This window comes from Nitrospirota bacterium, from assembly GCA_016180645.1.
In the GTDB taxonomy this organism is placed as follows: Bacteria; JACPQY01; JACPQY01; order JACPQY01; family JACPQY01; genus JACPAV01.
Genome location: JACPAV010000016.1, coordinates 75,222 through 90,020, shown reverse-complemented (window position 1 = coordinate 90,020; position 14,799 = coordinate 75,222). Strand labels below are relative to the sequence as shown.

The 14,799-nt window shown below is 61.3% G+C and carries 13 protein-coding genes; 6 read left to right on the top strand and 7 right to left on the bottom strand.

Annotation, left to right across the window (positions count from 1 at the left end):
• The first annotated feature begins 22 nt into the window (after nucleotides 1-22).
• From HYT87_10755 to HYT87_10740, 4 genes are all read left to right on the top strand, one after another.
• The gene (locus HYT87_10755) at nucleotides 23-286 is read left to right on the top strand and encodes a hypothetical protein (protein ID MBI2060238.1); all 264 of its coding nucleotides are present in this window, start codon (nucleotides 23-25) and stop codon (nucleotides 284-286) included.
• 102 nt (nucleotides 287-388) lie between these two features.
• On the top strand, nucleotides 389-1,813 hold the full coding sequence (gatB, locus tag HYT87_10750) for an Asp-tRNA(Asn)/Glu-tRNA(Gln) amidotransferase subunit GatB (GenBank protein MBI2060237.1): 1,425 nt from the start codon (nucleotides 389-391) through the stop codon (nucleotides 1,811-1,813).
• A 6-nt stretch (nucleotides 1,814-1,819) separates the two neighbouring features.
• Nucleotides 1,820-2,839: a phosphate acyltransferase PlsX gene (gene plsX, locus HYT87_10745; GenBank protein ID MBI2060236.1), complete on the top strand. Its 1,020-nt coding sequence runs from the start codon at nucleotides 1,820-1,822 to the stop codon at nucleotides 2,837-2,839.
• Nucleotides 2,840-2,856: 17 nt separating this feature from the next.
• Nucleotides 2,857-3,822: a hypothetical protein gene (locus HYT87_10740; GenBank protein ID MBI2060235.1), complete on the top strand. Its 966-nt coding sequence runs from the start codon at nucleotides 2,857-2,859 to the stop codon at nucleotides 3,820-3,822.
• A gap of 124 nt (nucleotides 3,823-3,946) precedes the next feature.
• Here the strand turns inward: HYT87_10740 and HYT87_10735 are convergent, their stop codons facing one another.
• The 7 genes from HYT87_10735 to HYT87_10705 form a co-directional block, all read right to left on the bottom strand.
• Entirely contained in the window at nucleotides 3,947-4,699 is a 753-nt protein-coding gene (locus HYT87_10735; GenBank protein MBI2060234.1) for an NAD-dependent deacylase, read from the bottom strand.
• A gap of 54 nt (nucleotides 4,700-4,753) precedes the next feature.
• Entirely contained in the window at nucleotides 4,754-6,301 is a 1,548-nt protein-coding gene (gene purH / locus HYT87_10730; GenBank protein ID MBI2060233.1) for a bifunctional phosphoribosylaminoimidazolecarboxamide formyltransferase/IMP cyclohydrolase, read from the bottom strand.
• Nucleotides 6,302-6,537: 236 nt separating this feature from the next.
• Nucleotides 6,538-8,697, bottom strand: a complete 2,160-nt coding sequence (locus HYT87_10725) for a polysaccharide biosynthesis tyrosine autokinase (protein ID MBI2060232.1) — start codon at nucleotides 8,695-8,697, stop codon at nucleotides 6,538-6,540.
• 7 nt (nucleotides 8,698-8,704) lie between these two features.
• Nucleotides 8,705-9,577, bottom strand: a complete 873-nt coding sequence (locus tag HYT87_10720; GenBank protein MBI2060231.1) for an HD domain-containing protein — start codon at nucleotides 9,575-9,577, stop codon at nucleotides 8,705-8,707.
• Nucleotides 9,578-10,042: 465 nt separating this feature from the next.
• The gene (locus tag HYT87_10715) at nucleotides 10,043-10,663 is read right to left on the bottom strand and encodes a LytR C-terminal domain-containing protein (GenBank protein ID MBI2060230.1); all 621 of its coding nucleotides are present in this window, start codon (nucleotides 10,661-10,663) and stop codon (nucleotides 10,043-10,045) included.
• A 101-nt stretch (nucleotides 10,664-10,764) separates the two neighbouring features.
• Nucleotides 10,765-11,439: a response regulator gene (locus HYT87_10710; GenBank protein ID MBI2060229.1), complete on the bottom strand. Its 675-nt coding sequence runs from the start codon at nucleotides 11,437-11,439 to the stop codon at nucleotides 10,765-10,767.
• Between the two features lie 89 nt (nucleotides 11,440-11,528).
• Nucleotides 11,529-12,356 (bottom strand): AAA family ATPase, encoded by an 828-nt coding sequence (locus HYT87_10705; GenBank protein MBI2060228.1) that lies wholly within the window; start codon nucleotides 12,354-12,356, stop codon nucleotides 11,529-11,531.
• A gap of 149 nt (nucleotides 12,357-12,505) precedes the next feature.
• Here HYT87_10705 and HYT87_10700 point away from each other — a divergent pair, with 149 nt between their 5' ends.
• On the top strand, nucleotides 12,506-12,703 hold the full coding sequence (locus HYT87_10700; GenBank protein ID MBI2060227.1) for a hypothetical protein: 198 nt from the start codon (nucleotides 12,506-12,508) through the stop codon (nucleotides 12,701-12,703).
• A complete protein-coding gene (locus HYT87_10695) occupies nucleotides 12,676-14,787 on the top strand; it encodes a hypothetical protein (GenBank protein MBI2060226.1) in 2,112 nt (703 codons plus the stop codon). Before HYT87_10700 ends, HYT87_10695 begins: the two co-directional genes overlap by 28 nt.
• The last annotated feature ends 12 nt before the right edge of the window (nucleotides 14,788-14,799 follow it).

The following is a 14,799-nucleotide window of genomic DNA, read 5'->3' as shown; positions in this document are numbered from 1 at the left end:
ATAGGGAAGGTAGACTGTGGATGTGAAACGGCGGAAGTCCAACGGTCAGCGGGGGAACGGAGAAGCCCGCACTCACGTCTTGCTGGAACAGATTGTGAGCGAGCTCTCGTCCGTGAGGCGGGAGATGGCCGCCATGCGGGAGGATCTCAGCTCCCGCATCGAGCAGACCAACTCCCGCATCGAGCAGACCAACTCCCGGATCGAACACCTGATAGAGATCTTGGCCCCAAAGCTCAAGGATCACGAGGAGAGAATCACCAAGCTGGAGACCAAAAAGGCTGCATAGCCCCGCCCCCGTCCGCCCGGCTGATCTCTCGGCCCTCCGATCCCCGCAAAAACAAGAATCTACATCGTTGACACACCGATAGGCGACGGATATCGTTCGGATATGTTCGAGACCGTCATCGGGCTGGAGGTTCATGCCCAACTCAAAACCCGCACGAAACTCTTTTGCGGCTGCTCCACCCGGTTCGGCGATTCTCCGAATTCAAACGTCTGTCCCGTGTGCCTCGGCATGCCGGGGGTGCTTCCGGTGATCAACCGGGAAGCGGTGCGTCTCGCGATGAAGGCGGCAACGGCGGCAGGCTGCCGCGTCCATCCGGAAAGCATCATGGCGCGGAAGAACTATTTCTACCCCGATCTGCCGAAGGCTTACCAGATTTCGCAGTATGAGAGTCCGCTGGCCACCGGCGGCCACGTGGATGTGCGTGAGAAAGCAGGCATGAAGAAAGTCGGCTTGGTGCGGATGCACATGGAGGAAGATGCCGGCAAATTGGTGCACGAACGAAACGCCAGTCTCGTCGACTTCAACCGGTGCGGAGTGCCGCTGGTCGAAATCGTCAGCGAACCGGAGATGCGGTCGTCCGAAGAGGCCGCCGAGTACCTCAAGAATCTGAGAAACATCCTGCGGTACACCGGTGTGTGCGACGGCAACATGGAGGAGGGAAGTCTGCGCTGCGATGCGAACATCTCCATACGCCGAGAGGGCGACTCCAAGCTGGGGACCAAGGTGGAGATCAAGAATATGAATTCGTTCCGCAATGTCCAACTGGCGTTGGAGTACGAGCGGCAAAGACAGGCGAAGGCCTTGGAACAGGGGGAGCGGATTGTTCAGGAAACCCGCCTTTGGGACGCGGAAGCGGCAGAGACCCGTCCGATGCGGAGCAAGGAGGAGGCTCACGACTACCGGTACTTTCCCGATCCGGATTTGCTCCCCATCCGGATTCCGGAGGCATGGTTGGGCGAGGTACGATCTCAGATTCCCGAATTGCCCCTGGAAAAACTTCGAAGATATGTCGAGACGCTGGGGCTACCGGCCGCCGATGCCGAGACGCTCATTGATGATCTCGATCTCGTGGAGTTTTTTGAGAAAGCAGTGGCCGTCCATCCCCAGGCCAAAACGGTCAGCAACTGGCTGAGCGTGGAATTGGTCGGCATGCTTCGGAAACACAATCGTCCGATCGTGGGTGGGCCTGTGACGCCGGCCTCTCTTTCGGAACTGCTGAAAGCCATCGAATCGGGTACAGTCAGCGGCAAGATGGGCAAGGAGATTTTGGAGGAGATGGTCGTATCCGGCCAGAGAGCGCCCACGATCATCGAGAAAAGGGGCCTCAAGCAGATCACGAACGAAGGCGATATCGAGACGGTGGTTGCGGCCGTCGTGGCGAAGTTTCCGAAAGAGGCGGAGCGGGTTCGATCCGGCGAAACGAAGCTCCTCCAATTTTTTGTAGGGCAGGCGATGAAAGAGACGAAGGGCAAAGCGAATCCGGCTTTACTTCAGAGAATTGTGGCGCGGAAGTTCAGTGAAGGCTGATCGACGATGGCGACCATAGCCGTCGACGCCATGGGAGGGGATCACGCCCCGGACGAAATCGTCCGCGGGGCCGTGCTGGCCTCGCAGGAATCTGACAACAAGATCCTCCTCGTCGGTGATCGCGCTCGGATCGAGACCCTCCTGAGCGGCCTTTCCTACGATCCCAAACAGATTGAGGTGGAGCACGCTCGCGAGGTCATTGGGATGGATGAGGAACCCAGGGAGGCGGTGGAACGGAAACCCCTGGCCTCGATGAACGTGGTGGCGAGGGTGGTGAAGGAAGGGCGCGCCGAGGTGATGGTGACGGCCGGCAACACAGGCGCGGCCATCATGGCCTGTGCCAAGCATTTCAACCGTGCCCCGGGCGTGACCCGCGCGGCGCTCGCGGCGGTGTATCCGACCGAAATTCGTCGCGGCGAGAAGGAGGATCCCTTCTCCTTGATCCTTGACGTAGGAGCCACCGTGACGGCTGCGCCGAGAGATCTGGTGTCGTTTGCCGTGATGGGAAGCGTGTACGCCTCGATCATCAGCCGCAATGCGAGGCCGAAGGTGGCGCTGCTCTCGAACGGGACGGAGGAGATGAAAGGACTGCCGGAGATCAAGGAGGCGCACCAGCTTCTGAAAACCGGCAGGCAGATTCAGTTCATCGGAAATGTGGAAGGGGTGGACATCCCCAAAGGAACTGCCGATGTGGTGGTCTGCGCCGGTTTCTACGGAAATGTCGTGGTCAAAATGCTTGAGGGGGTCAGCGAAACGGCCATGCGGCTGGCCCACTACGCCTTCAAAGAAAAGTTCCTCTGGAAATTCGGACTTCTGGCCCTCCGCAGCGGCATTAGGCAGCTCAAGCAGGTCACCGACTGGGAACAGTACGGCGGAGCACCGCTGATCGGATTCGACCGACTCATGATCAAGGCGCACGGTCGGTCGAGGGCGTTGGCCGTGAAGAATGCCATCAAGGTTGCGGCCAAGACCGTCCGGGGAAATCTACTCCCGAAGATCATCGAAGGGATGCGGGAATTCGGCTGAGGCCGGGTCGTGACCCCGTGAATCGTGATCCCGTGATCCAGTCACTCTCGGGCTCGTCTCCCTCCGGCGGCTTCACGGCTTCACGGCTTCACGGGTTCCGGCATACAGCGGTCTCTGCATTCATTCTACTGGCGACTTACCACTCACGACTCACGAGCGCCGCGGATGCCAGCGACTTCATCACCTCCAAACCGGCCGGCCTGGCGAATTCCATGGTCGCGGCGGCGGACGACAACAGCGCCATCACCTCCAACCCGGCCGGCATGAGTCAGTGGGAACGTTACGCGCTTGCTTTCGCTTTCAACACCGTTCCCGGGCGGGAGAGGGAATTTGTCGGCAGCATCGTCGACTCGGAAACGCAGCCGGTGGCCGCCGGAGTGGCGTACGTGCGGCACTACGAGCCCGAGGGAAGCGGCAGCTCAGGCCGGGGGCTTCACCGCGGACACCTGGCCTTGTCCTACGATCTCCTTGAGGGTGTGTACCTCGGCGGAGGGGTGAAGTACCTTCGGATGACCCGTGACATCTACGATTTCATCGGAGACAAGATCGTGGAGAAGCACGAGGGCTTCACCGGCGACGCGGGTTTTCTGTGGGCGCCGTTCGAATACGGCGCGCTCGGCTTGGCGGCGTACAATGTGGTGGAGGTGAAGAGCATTTTTCCGGAAGGGCGGCGCGAGATCTCCGGAGGGATTTCAGCGAAATATCCACCGTACGTTCTGGCCACCGGCCACGTGAAGGAAGTTCCTTTCGAGAAATCGGTCACGCAGTGGGGAGCGGCCCTCCAATTGACCCTGGAGGAGCAGGTGGATTTCCGGGGAGGATATCTGGTTGAGAAACCGCCCGATCAGCCCGAGGCACAGAACAGCATCACCTTCGGAGCCGCGTGGAATGCTCCGAAGGCGACCTTGGGCGCCGGGGTGCAACGGGAACTGAAAGGAGAAAAGAACATCCGTTTCTCAGTGATGGTGGATGTTCATTTCTAGGAATGTGATCATGTATCCATGTGGCCATGTAATCACGTGGTCATGTGATCACGTGGTCTTTGGGAACGCGGCTCTTCCACTTGATTACATGAATACATGGTTACATGGCTACATCATGCCATGATCACATTCCGAGGAGTTTCGGAACGATCTCTCCGGCTTTGCGGAGGAACGAATAATTTGAAATCTGGGTGTAGGGAGTTTCCTCGTTGTTCACTTCGACGATCAAGGCTCCGCTTCGCGCGGCCATTTGCGGGATCAAGGCCGCAGGATAGACCACCCCTGAGGTTCCGACGATGAGGAGCGCATCGCACTTCGCGGCCTCCTCCTGAGCGGCGGCCAGCACTGTTTCGGGAAGCGATTCGCCGAAGAAGACGACGTCCGGCCGGGTATGTCCCTCGCACGATGGACATCGGGGCAGGATCTCCCACAGTTTCCTGAGCAGGGCGAGCCGCCCGACGCGCATCTGATCCAGTTGGTTGAGGATGGCCTGGACGGATGAGCGATCAAACTTCGCCCGCCCGTCGCATCGAAGGCAACGGAGGGTGTAGAGGTCGCCATGAAGTTTGTACAGAGTTCGCGAGCCGCCCCTTTCGTGGAGATCGTCGATGTTCTGCGTCACAATCGCCCGGACGCTCCCTTTCCTTTCGGCCTCCCCGATGGCGAGATGGGCGGGATTGGGGGCGGCTCGCAGGAAGGTTTGCATCGCTTCGACGATGAATTCCAACAACCGCTGGGGTTGGGTGAGCCAGACCATGCCGAGTCCCGGCAGGGTTCCGAAGGATTCAGGTTCGTATTTTTCCCAGATCCCGCCCTGACCGCGAAACGTGGGGATGCCGCTCTCCGCGGAAATGCCGGCGCCCGTGAAAACGAGCATCCGGTGGCATTCCTGGAGGCGCCCGGCTGCCTCAAACAGTGAACGGGTGGCCAACTAGTGGCGGAAGTGGCGGCGACCGGTGAACATCATGGCCATGCCGTGCTCGTCGGCGGCGGCGATGACTTCGGAGTCGCGAATCGACCCTCCAGGTTGGACAATGGCCGTCACGCCCATCTTGGCCGCCTCGTCGATGCCGTCCCTGAAGGGGAAGAAAGCATCCGACCCCATGGCCAGAGGCCGGCCTTCCAGCTTGAATTCCCGCATCTTCGTGCCTGCGATCTTGACGGAGTCCACCCGCGACATCTGCCCCGCGCCCACGCCGAGCGTGCGATCCGTGGTCGTGAAGACGATGGCGTTGGATTTCACAAAACGGCAGACACGCCAGCCGAAAACGAGGGCCTGAACTTCTTTGTCGGAGGGAGGCCTCTTCGTGACGGTTTTCCAGTGGGAGGGGTCGTCCGGCTCCACGTCCAGGTCCTGAACCAGCGCGCCACCACCGATCGTCCGCACGTCAAGCGGGACATGCGAGAGGGCGTGTTCAGATCTCCACTCGAGAATTCTGAGATCCTTTTTTGTTTTTAGGGCCTCCAACGCGGCCGGAGCGTATCCGGGCGCGACGACCACCTCCGTGAAGGTCTTGGTCATTTCCTGGGCTGTAGCGGGGTCGAGATCCGTGTTGAAGGCGGCGACGCCTCCGAAGGCGGACACCGGATCGGTGTCGCGCGCTTTCACATAGGCTTCCTTGAGGGAGGCGGGATGCGTTCCCACACCGGAGGGATTGTTGTGCTTGATCACGACGGCGGCGCAGCCGGGAAACTGCCTGACGATAAGTGCGGCCACTTCCGCATCCACGAGATTGTTGTACGAAAGTTCCTTGCCCTGGAGTTGGCGGCTGTCCAGGATGCCGAGGGATGTATGGCCCAGCAATCGATAGGAACCGCCGCGTTGATGCGGGTTCTCGCCGTACCGCAAATGTTGGATTTTCTTCAGTTGAACCGTCAGAGTCTCCGGCAGATCGGTTCCCGCGCGTCGCTCGGCAAAGTAATTGGAAATGGCCGCGTCGTAGGCGGCGGTCCTCGAAAACACCCTGCCGGCCAGGGCCAGGCGGAATTCGCGGTCCAGAGTATTCTTCTTGAGCCGGTCCAGCACGGCGGGGTAATCCGCGGGATCGATCACCACGCAGACGTGTTCGAAGTTCTTCGCGGCGGCCCGGACCAGGGTGGGCCCCCCGATGTCGATTTCTTCAATCGCCTCGTCCAGCGGTGTGTGGCCTCCATGCACTTTCTCCTCAAAGGGATAGAGGTTGACGGCCACGAGATCGATGGTGGGAATATCGTTCCGCTTCAGAGCGGCCAGATCGTCAGGATGATTGCGGCGGGCCAGAATTCCTGCGTGTATCCGGGGATGCAGTGTTTTTACACGGCCGTCGAGCATTTCTGGAAAACCGGTGTAGGTGCCGACGTCCGTCACTTCGATGCCGGTTTCCTTGAGTACGCGTGCCGTGCCGCCGGTGGAGAGCAGATGGAATCCGAGCGACGTCAGGCCCCGGGCGAATTCGACCAGCCCCGTCTTGTCCGAGACGCTGAGGAGTGCCTTCCGCATCGGAAGGGAACATAGCACATCGAAGGAATGGAGTCATGGAATCATGTAATCATGGAGCCATCGAGCGGACTTCCCGCCCCCCCCATGGCCCCATCACCACATGACCCCATTAGAAGAATGGAATCATCGGATCATGTAGTCATGGAATCAAGTGGCTGTGGGGGGCGGTTGGGATCCAGCCGGCGAGACTCTCCGGCGATGACTCCATCATCACATGGCTCGATGATTCGATTCTTTCAGGCGGCTTTCTTCTGCCGGCGGGAAGATCGCGTGGGGGTGGTCTCCGCGGCATGATAGTACCGGCCGTAGCGATACCCGACGCCAACGGAGATTTCCCGGAACTCGACGTCATTGACGATGACGCCCAGTATCTTCCCGCCGGCGGCTTCCAGATTCTTCTTGGCGCGTTGGACGAGGTCTCTAGGCGTGCGCCCCATGCGATAGACGAGTAGAATCCGATCGGCGAAGCGGGCCAGCGTGGCGGAGTCCGTGACCGGCACCACGGGAGGCGCGTCGAAAATGACCGCGTCGTAGGCCTTGCGCCACTCGTCGGCCAGTTTGAAATTGTCGAACCCGTCTTCGATCAGTTCGGACGGATGATGGATGCTTCCTCCGGATGGAATGAAATCCAACCGGTCCAACCCCGACCCCTCCGCCAGATCAAGCGTCCATGATGAGAGCAGGAGGTCCGGGAGTGTGCGAACCGCCTCGTGCCAGTCGATCGCTCCCTGGAGGACTTGAATGAGGCCGGGGGAGGACTTGAAACCGATGACTTTGTCCAAGGTGGGACGGCGCATGTTGGCCTCAACGAGGAGCGTTTTCAGTCCGATCTGGGCCATGGCCAGGGAAAGGTTGAGGGAGAGGAGAGATTTTCCCTCCTGGGGGCTGGCGCTGGTCACGAGGTACACTTCATGGCCGGGCTCGATCCGGCGGACGGTGGTGCGAAGCGTTCGGAAACTTTCCGAGACCGGCGATCGGGGGAAGCTCAACAGGGGGACCCGTTCGACGATCGAGGGGGCGTAGGGTTTCGGCGAGGTTTCCGCGAGAGTTCCTCGGCCCGGCGTGTGGCGGGGGATCAGACCGAGGACGCTCAGTTTGAGCAGTTCCTCGATCTCTTCGATCTGCCGAAGGGAGAAGTCGAAGGCCTCGCGAACGAAGGCGAGGAAGAGCCCCATCACGAATCCCAGGAGCAGTCCCGCCGTGACAAACGTCGGCCACTGCTTTCGGAATCCACGCTCGGGCGTGACGGCAGGCTGAATGATCTGGGCGCGCTCGCCGCTGTAGATGGTCTTGAGGCCCACCTCCTGGAGTTCCTGGTCGAGCCCTTCGAGGCTTTTCCGCACCATGTCCACGTGCGCCTCCAGCTGGAGGAGCTCCGTTTCCTCCTTCAGGAGCGCGGCGTGCCGAGTTTCCCACCCGCGCAGCTGAATGTGCACCTGATCCAGATCCTCGTGGATCTTGTCCTTCAGCCGCTTGAAACCGTTGAAGACGCGGCGGTCGATTTGGATGATCTCCGGGTGCTCGGGGGTCAGATCCTGGATCAGGACATCCCGCGCGGTGACATCTTGGAGGAGCGATTCGAAGAGTGCGCCGACGTCCACCCCGGCCGTTTTCAGTCCCAAGGACAGGATGTCATCTCGGTGGGTATTGCGGTCGTCCGAGAAGCGGACGGCCATTTCATCCAGCTTTTCCTCTTTGCCTTGCAGCGATTCGAGAGTGGACGTCAGGTCCACCCTCTCCTGGATGGCTCGCTGGCGTTCGGGAGCGATGTCCACGATGCCCCGCTGGGTCTTGAATCGGAGCAGGTCTTCCTGTGCTTCTGCGAGCTGGCCGGAGAGGAGCGTCTTCTGCTGGTCGAGGTACTCGCGAGCTTCGGACTCCACCTTGACCACGTTGTCGCGGTGATAGGAGATGAACACCCGCCCTGCGGTATTCGCGACATCCCGTGCTTCTTCGGGTTCTCCGGAATGGGCGGTGATCTCGACGAACGGCGTCGGCCCTTCACCCCGCCGCTGGTTGGCCGTAATCTTGGACCTGAGCGCCTTGATGACTCCGAGGTGAATGTCGGACTTGTTCACATCGTCCCAGGACATCTCACGGGGAATCTTCCCAAGTTCCTTGGCGACCCGCAGCAGAAAGGGAGTGGAGGTGATCACGAGCGAAGCCGTGTAGGCCTGGACGACGGAATGCTGGACGGTCTCGAAGTACCCGCCCTGACCGCTGGGCGGCGGAGACTTGACTTGGATGACGACGGTGGCCTCATAGGTCGGGGCTTTGGAACGGACTTGGAACATTCCCATGGCCACGCCGATGACGCAGGACAGGACCACGATGGCCTTCCGCCTGGCGATGATCTTGACAACCTGCGGGAAGGAAACGGTGGCCGGACGTTCCACCCCGCGCCTATCCTTTCAGTTCTTGGATCCAGACGTGAGGCAGATGCATCAAGTCCAGATCGATTCCCTCGTGCTTGCCGGGCCCGAAAGGCGTGACTACCGGACGCAGACAGCTCCCGGCATTGACGCGCTTGACGCGCGCCCGCACACCGGTGCTGAGGTGGACCACGCTGCCCGGAGGATAGGGGGTGATGCAGGTCAACATGGCCTTCAGCACGGGAGAAGCGTATTTCTCTTTTTCATCGAGGAGTTTCTGAATGGCCGCGCGGGGAGTGGAGATCGGCCGGTAAGGCCGTCGATGGGTCAGGCTCTCCAGGGCGTCGCAAGCTCCGACAATCTTTGAGAGAGGATGGATGGCATCGGTGGAGATTTTTTCCGGCGAGCCTGTCCCGTTCTCACGCTCCTGGCTTTGTCGCACGATCAGTTGGACGGTATCGAACCCCTTGTTGGCATCGGCAAACAGTCTTTCACCTTCGTAGGCGTGCAGGCTGATGAGACGGCGTTCCCGATCCGTGAGCCGGCGGTTCTGCTCCGTCAGTCGCTTCAACGGGGCGAGTCCGAGGTCGTGCACCAGCGCCCCACCGGCCAAATCTCTCAAGTCGTGCTCATCCAGTCTCAGATGCCGGCCGACCAGGATGCAGAGGATACCCACATTGATCGCGTGGTGTTCGAGCGGCCACTCGGGATCATCAGGACCCATTTCAAACACGTGAGCCAGAAATCCATCGGGGTCTTCAGGCACCATCTCCACCAATTCGTGAACATCGAGCCAAAAATCGTCCGGGAGGACCGCCGGTTCTTTCTGCCGCGCCCTGTGGAACAGGTCGGTCAGGCTCTGCTCGAACTTCTCCAGCGAACTGGCCCGCCGATGCGCGGGCACGCCTCCATGGATCTCAGGATGCGGCGATTCAACGGGAATGGGGAGATTCGGCGGGCGCTCTGAGCCGGGTGTGGGACGGGCTGTGGGTTCCGGTTCGGCCTGGACTTGAATCGGGACGGGGCGAGTCGTTTCCCGGGGGGGGGGAGCCTCGGGGCGAATCGTATCGATCATCCGCATTTTGCGTCCCGGAGCGGGAGGAGGCGCCTGTGGAGACTGCGCCGCGGGCGATCCGCCCACACTCCCTTTGAGCAGGTCCGTATTCTTCAAGCAAGCGTCCGGAAGTGGCAAAGTGCTTGGTAGCCGCAGGCCATGTTACATGCCGCGCCATCCTGAGCGCGGCAACATTGCATGGTCCCATGCCCTCCGTGGCAAGGGGCTTTAGCCTGCGCACGATAGAGCGGACGCAACCTGAAGGTTGCGGCTACCATGAAGGGTCCACTTGATTCCTTGTCCACTCCTTGAGGGTTATTCCAGCCTGTCCTCGCCCAGAACGATGATCAGATCGGCCCCGCTGGGCCAGTCCCTGGGGCGGAGGTCCGTATCCGGCCCGAGGCGGCCCGCGATGGAATGGGCCGTCTCCTCTTTGCCCTGCGCGTAGAACACGGTGGTGCGCGCCACCGGGTTGGTCAGCGGCTCGAGGGCTTGGACCTGCACGCCCATGTTCGACAGGGTTTCGGCCATGCCGAGGGCCACGTCCGTGAGTTCGGTGGGATGAAAAATCCGGGCGGTCGGGAGCGACGGGGCCACGGTGGGGGTCGCCGTTCGGACGGACTTCCGGCCGGGGATGCCATTCTTCCAGACATAGAATCCTCCTGCGAGGAAGACGAGAAGGAGGATCAACACGGCCGGGATCGTACGACTCCCATGGACCTGTTCTCCATGGGACAGGCCGGAGGTGGGGGCGACGGATTCCTGCTGGACCCGCGCGACGGCCTCCTTGAGATGGGCGTTCTCGGATTGGAGTTCGATCACCATCGACTCAAAACGTTCCATCTTCTTGATCATGCGTTCCTTGGCTGCGAGTTCGATGCGAAGTTGCCGCTCCCGCTCCTTGGTCGCGCTGATGTCCTTGCGCATGGTCAACATGTCGCCGGCTTCTTTTGGACTGACCGGGAGGGGCAGGGCGGGATCGGCCGGAATCGGCAGGGCACTGTGTGGGAAAGGTCTGACGCTGGCAACGACCTCCCTCAGGGAAGGAGCGTCGGCGGGTGGTAAGCGTTCACCCCCTCCCTGACCCTCCCCCGTCGAAAGGGAGGGGGAAAGAAGGTAAGGCGCACTCCTTCTTGTCCCTTCCCCCCTTGAGGGGGAAGGTGGGGGGGGGGGGGGGGGGGGGGGGGGGGGGGGGCGGGGGTGGGGGGGGCGGGGGGGGGGGTGGGAAAGGTCCCGGGCAAAGCGGATGCCCCGGCGAACATCGGGAAGTCGGACTTGAAGCGCTCCGTTCCAAGCGCATCGTTCACACAGTCGAGGAATTCCCGCTCTTCCGAGGGCAGGACCAGGTATTCGTACGCCCCGCCGTCAAAGGTGGACCATCGCCATTCCGCGTTCGCCCGGTCGGAAACGACAATGATCGGAATGGTCCGCCCACCGTGCCCGGTCATCTGAACGACCTGCGGGAACGAAACATCGGGAAGCCGGATATCGAAAACGAGGAGATCGAAATTGCGTTCCTGGAGGACCCGCTGGAGCATGGTGAGGTCCCAGACTTCGAGCACGGAGTAGCCTGCATCGAAGAGGGTGGTTCGCGCCTTGTGATACGCGGGCTCGGTGGCGCGCCACGCGCAGAGAATTCGCGGCAGGCCGGAGCGCAAGAGCGTACCGCCGGAAGGGTCAACCGTCTCCGAGCGTGGTCCTACCGTCTGCATGTGCCATCTCTGAAACCCTCGACTCTGGACCGGGTAACTTTCGACCCTATCCGCCGGGGGAAGCCGTTGGCTCTTGGTAGGCGCATCCTTTAGGGTGCCTCCTCGGACGCAGGCATGAAGCCTGCGGCTACCGGGGAAGCCACTCGAAAGGCGGAGGCACGGGCGACCTTTTCCACCAAATACCCTTCCACATACGTCCGGCGCTCGGTCCATCCTTCAAGCAGGGATGCATCGCACAAGGCATTGATCAGCCGGGGAACGCCCCCCGAGTGCCGTTGCACCGATTGGAGAGCCTCGTCCGTAAAGATGGCCCGAACGGCGCCGGCGCATCGGAGACGATGGAGTACATATCGAACCGTTTCGCGTGGAGTGAGGGGCGTGATCGAAACGCTGATGGCAAATCGCTGAAGGAGGGCGACATTCGGCGCGAGGGTGGGGCGGAGGCTGGGAAGTCCGGAAAGGATGAGCGTGACGGGACTTTGTGCATCCAGTTGGTAGTTGGCCAGGACGCGAAGCTGCTCGAGTGATTCCGGCGGCAGAAGTTGGGCTTCATCGATGAGAAGTAGGGTGTGGATGCCTCGAAGATGGTCGCTGATGATCCGGTCGGAGAGCTCGCGGAGCTGTTCCTGCGGCCCCCCGTTCGAGATCGGAACGTCGAGTTGGTACATCAGCTCGGGAAGGAGCTGATCGGTGCCGAGCGGAGGATTGAACAGGAGGCCCACATTGTATTTCTCCGGCGGCAGCGTGTGGATGAGGAGACGCAGCATAAAGGTCTTGCCCGCTCCGTGCGGCCCCGTGACGAGAATGCCGGGGCTGCACGTCTGCATCCCGTAGTACAATTTCGAAAGGGCGGACTGATGGGAAGAGCCCAGGAAAAAAAAACGGGGGTCGGGGGCCATCGGGAACGGTGCCGCCACGAGGCCCCAATAGCCGAGGTACATAAGAATAGTAGAGTAAATACAAGTGCTTAATTTGTCAAGCCGGACTTGTCAGGAAAAAACTGCGGTTCGTTTTCGCCTTGACACCCTGCGAGGGTCATGGTTTACTCTTCGCCCAAGAGGCAAGGGTGGCGGAAACAACTGCGCGGACCGGAAGGGAATCCGGAGATCAAAGCCGGAAGCTCCCTTATCAAACACCGAAGATCGAATCCCAGGCCGTGTTCGAAGTGAGCGCGCTCGTATCCTGCGGCAAGACCACCGCGGAGGCCAACAATCCATTCCATCCTCTCAGTCAACAGTGCTCCACCAGCCTGAGCGGTTCATAGCGCTCGCGACCCTGCTGGCCGCGGGTTGCATCGAGCAACCGGTCGCCGAAAAAAACATCCGTGTGAATCGGGGTACGATCCAGGGAATCGTGCGGGATGCGGAGGGCGGCGAACGGCTCTCCCGGATCCAGGTCTCGGCCTTCTTCGACAAGAAGTGGAATACGACGCTGACGCTGGACGACGACCCCCAGACCCGTTTCAGCGAGGCGGGGTCGTATGCCATCGGAAATGTTCCGGTGGAGGCGGCGATTCCCGTTTCCTTCGCGGGCAGCGCCATGGTGCAGGGCGAGGAGCGGGTGTACTCGGAATGGTCGACCCAGGTGACCATCGTGGGATTGATTACGGGCGCGGCCGCGCAGACCCAACCGGTCTCCTCCGAGGATCCCATCGCCACGCAGAACGCCTCCCTCGTACAGCGTAACGCCATCCTGCGGGGCCGCATCTTTTCGACGGATGGCGGAGGGGAGTTTCGAGATCGGGGCGTCAACTTCGTCGTGGATTTTCTGGCCCAGGGATTTCAGGATGTCCCCCGCGTTTGGGGAGTGAACACGGACGGTGAGGGGCGTTTTGCCATCGGGACCGAGGAGGCCAAACTCCCTCGCGCCGTGCTCGCGGCCGGCAACTTGTACGTCCTTCCACTCGACATCGACGGGAATGGAGTGCCCGAATACGGGACGTGGGTCAGTTCCACCGCGATCAATCTGACCCAGTTCGGGCGCAACGCCGAGGGGAGCGAAGACGTGTTGATCAATCTTCGGAGTTCGGCGGCCTGTAATCCGCTGAACCTCTCTCCGCCGCCTGAAAGCCTGTGCTCCGATCCCGGCCGACCCGTTCCGTCCGTGGTGTGGTCCACCGTGGAGCCGGGCGCGCTCTTCCGCGCCATTCCATACACCACGAGCCAGAATCCGATCGCGATCGTGTTCAACATCCCGATGGACGCTTCTCTGGAAGCCAATATCGATGCGGGGTCCGCAACGGATCCACCCTCGCCGCTGGTCACGCTGCGCGGAAACGCCGGCCAGGGAGATCCGGTGGCCGTGAACCTCAAGCTGGAAAACGGCGTAAAGTTATTGGTGACCACGTCCCTGGACCTGGCGCCCGGAGGGCGCTACGTGCTAGCGATTTCGGCGAATGCGCGGAGCACCCTCGGGACCACGCTGGGAGGCACGGGCTTCACGCTCAACCTCCGGCCGGTCAAGAGCAATCAGCCGGACGCCCCGGCCGTGACCGGCGTGACGCTGGACTCGGACGTGGGCAGTCCCACCCGCACGGAATCGGATGTCGATTGGAACTCGGCCACCGTGCAGATCCTGTGGAAGAGTCTCGCCGATGTCTCCGGCTATGCCGTGTTCGCCCGGGATACGAAGAGAAACGCCGACTGGACGGACATCACGCCGTCTGCGAACAACGTGCGATCGCGCGGCGAATTCGTGGTGGCCACCCTCTCCCTGGCGGCCTTCGATGTGACGCCCAATGATGACGCCGACCTCGACGGAACGGTGGGCGAGGCCGTGGATGACGCCACGCCCTTCTCCGAGGGAAACCAGATCTTCGTGTCGGTGGTGGGCCGGAATCGGGACGGACTCCCCTCGGCGCCCAATCCGGACACGGCACGCAAGTTCATCGACAAGAAACCGCCCACGTGCAGCCTGTGCGCCCTCTCCGGATCGCCGGCCGCATGCAGCGCGGACCTGGATTCCGCATCGGGGAATCAGCCGGCGATCAATGCCGCCGGGCAAAATGACAGCGGCCAGAACACGACCGCCACCGACAAGAAAATCTATCTTCGCGTTCGTTGCAGCGAGTTCATGGATACGAAGGTTTCCCCCACGCTCACGCTGACCGATGAAGGACAAACAGGCTGCTCCGATATCGGAACGGCCGCTTCGAATACCACGGTGCCGGGACAGAGTACGTTCGTTTGGGTCAATGGCCGCGAAGGCCATTTCGAACTCACCGTCGCGGGTTCGGCCAATGAATCCGGAGATTGCTTTCAGATCGCCTGGGATGGGGTGAAGGACTCTTCGGGGAATCTGGAGAACACCGGTTCTCCACAGGACCAGCTGACCGGCGATTTGCGATAGCGCCCCGCGCAA

Coding starts and splice junctions, on each gene's coding strand:
- plsX (MBI2060236.1), top strand. CDS start 1,820: ATGGCGACCATAGCCGTCGACGCCATGGGAGGGGATCACGCCCCGGAC.
- HYT87_10710 (MBI2060229.1), bottom strand. CDS start 11,439: ATGCAGACGGTAGGACCACGCTCGGAGACGGTTGACCCTTCCGGCGGT.
- purH (MBI2060233.1), bottom strand. CDS start 6,301: ATGCGGAAGGCACTCCTCAGCGTCTCGGACAAGACGGGGCTGGTCGAA.
- HYT87_10715 (MBI2060230.1), bottom strand. CDS start 10,663: ATGTTGACCATGCGCAAGGACATCAGCGCGACCAAGGAGCGGGAGCGG.
- gatB (MBI2060237.1), top strand. CDS start 389: ATGTTCGAGACCGTCATCGGGCTGGAGGTTCATGCCCAACTCAAAACC.
- HYT87_10735 (MBI2060234.1), bottom strand. CDS start 4,699: ATGCTCGTTTTCACGGGCGCCGGCATTTCCGCGGAGAGCGGCATCCCC.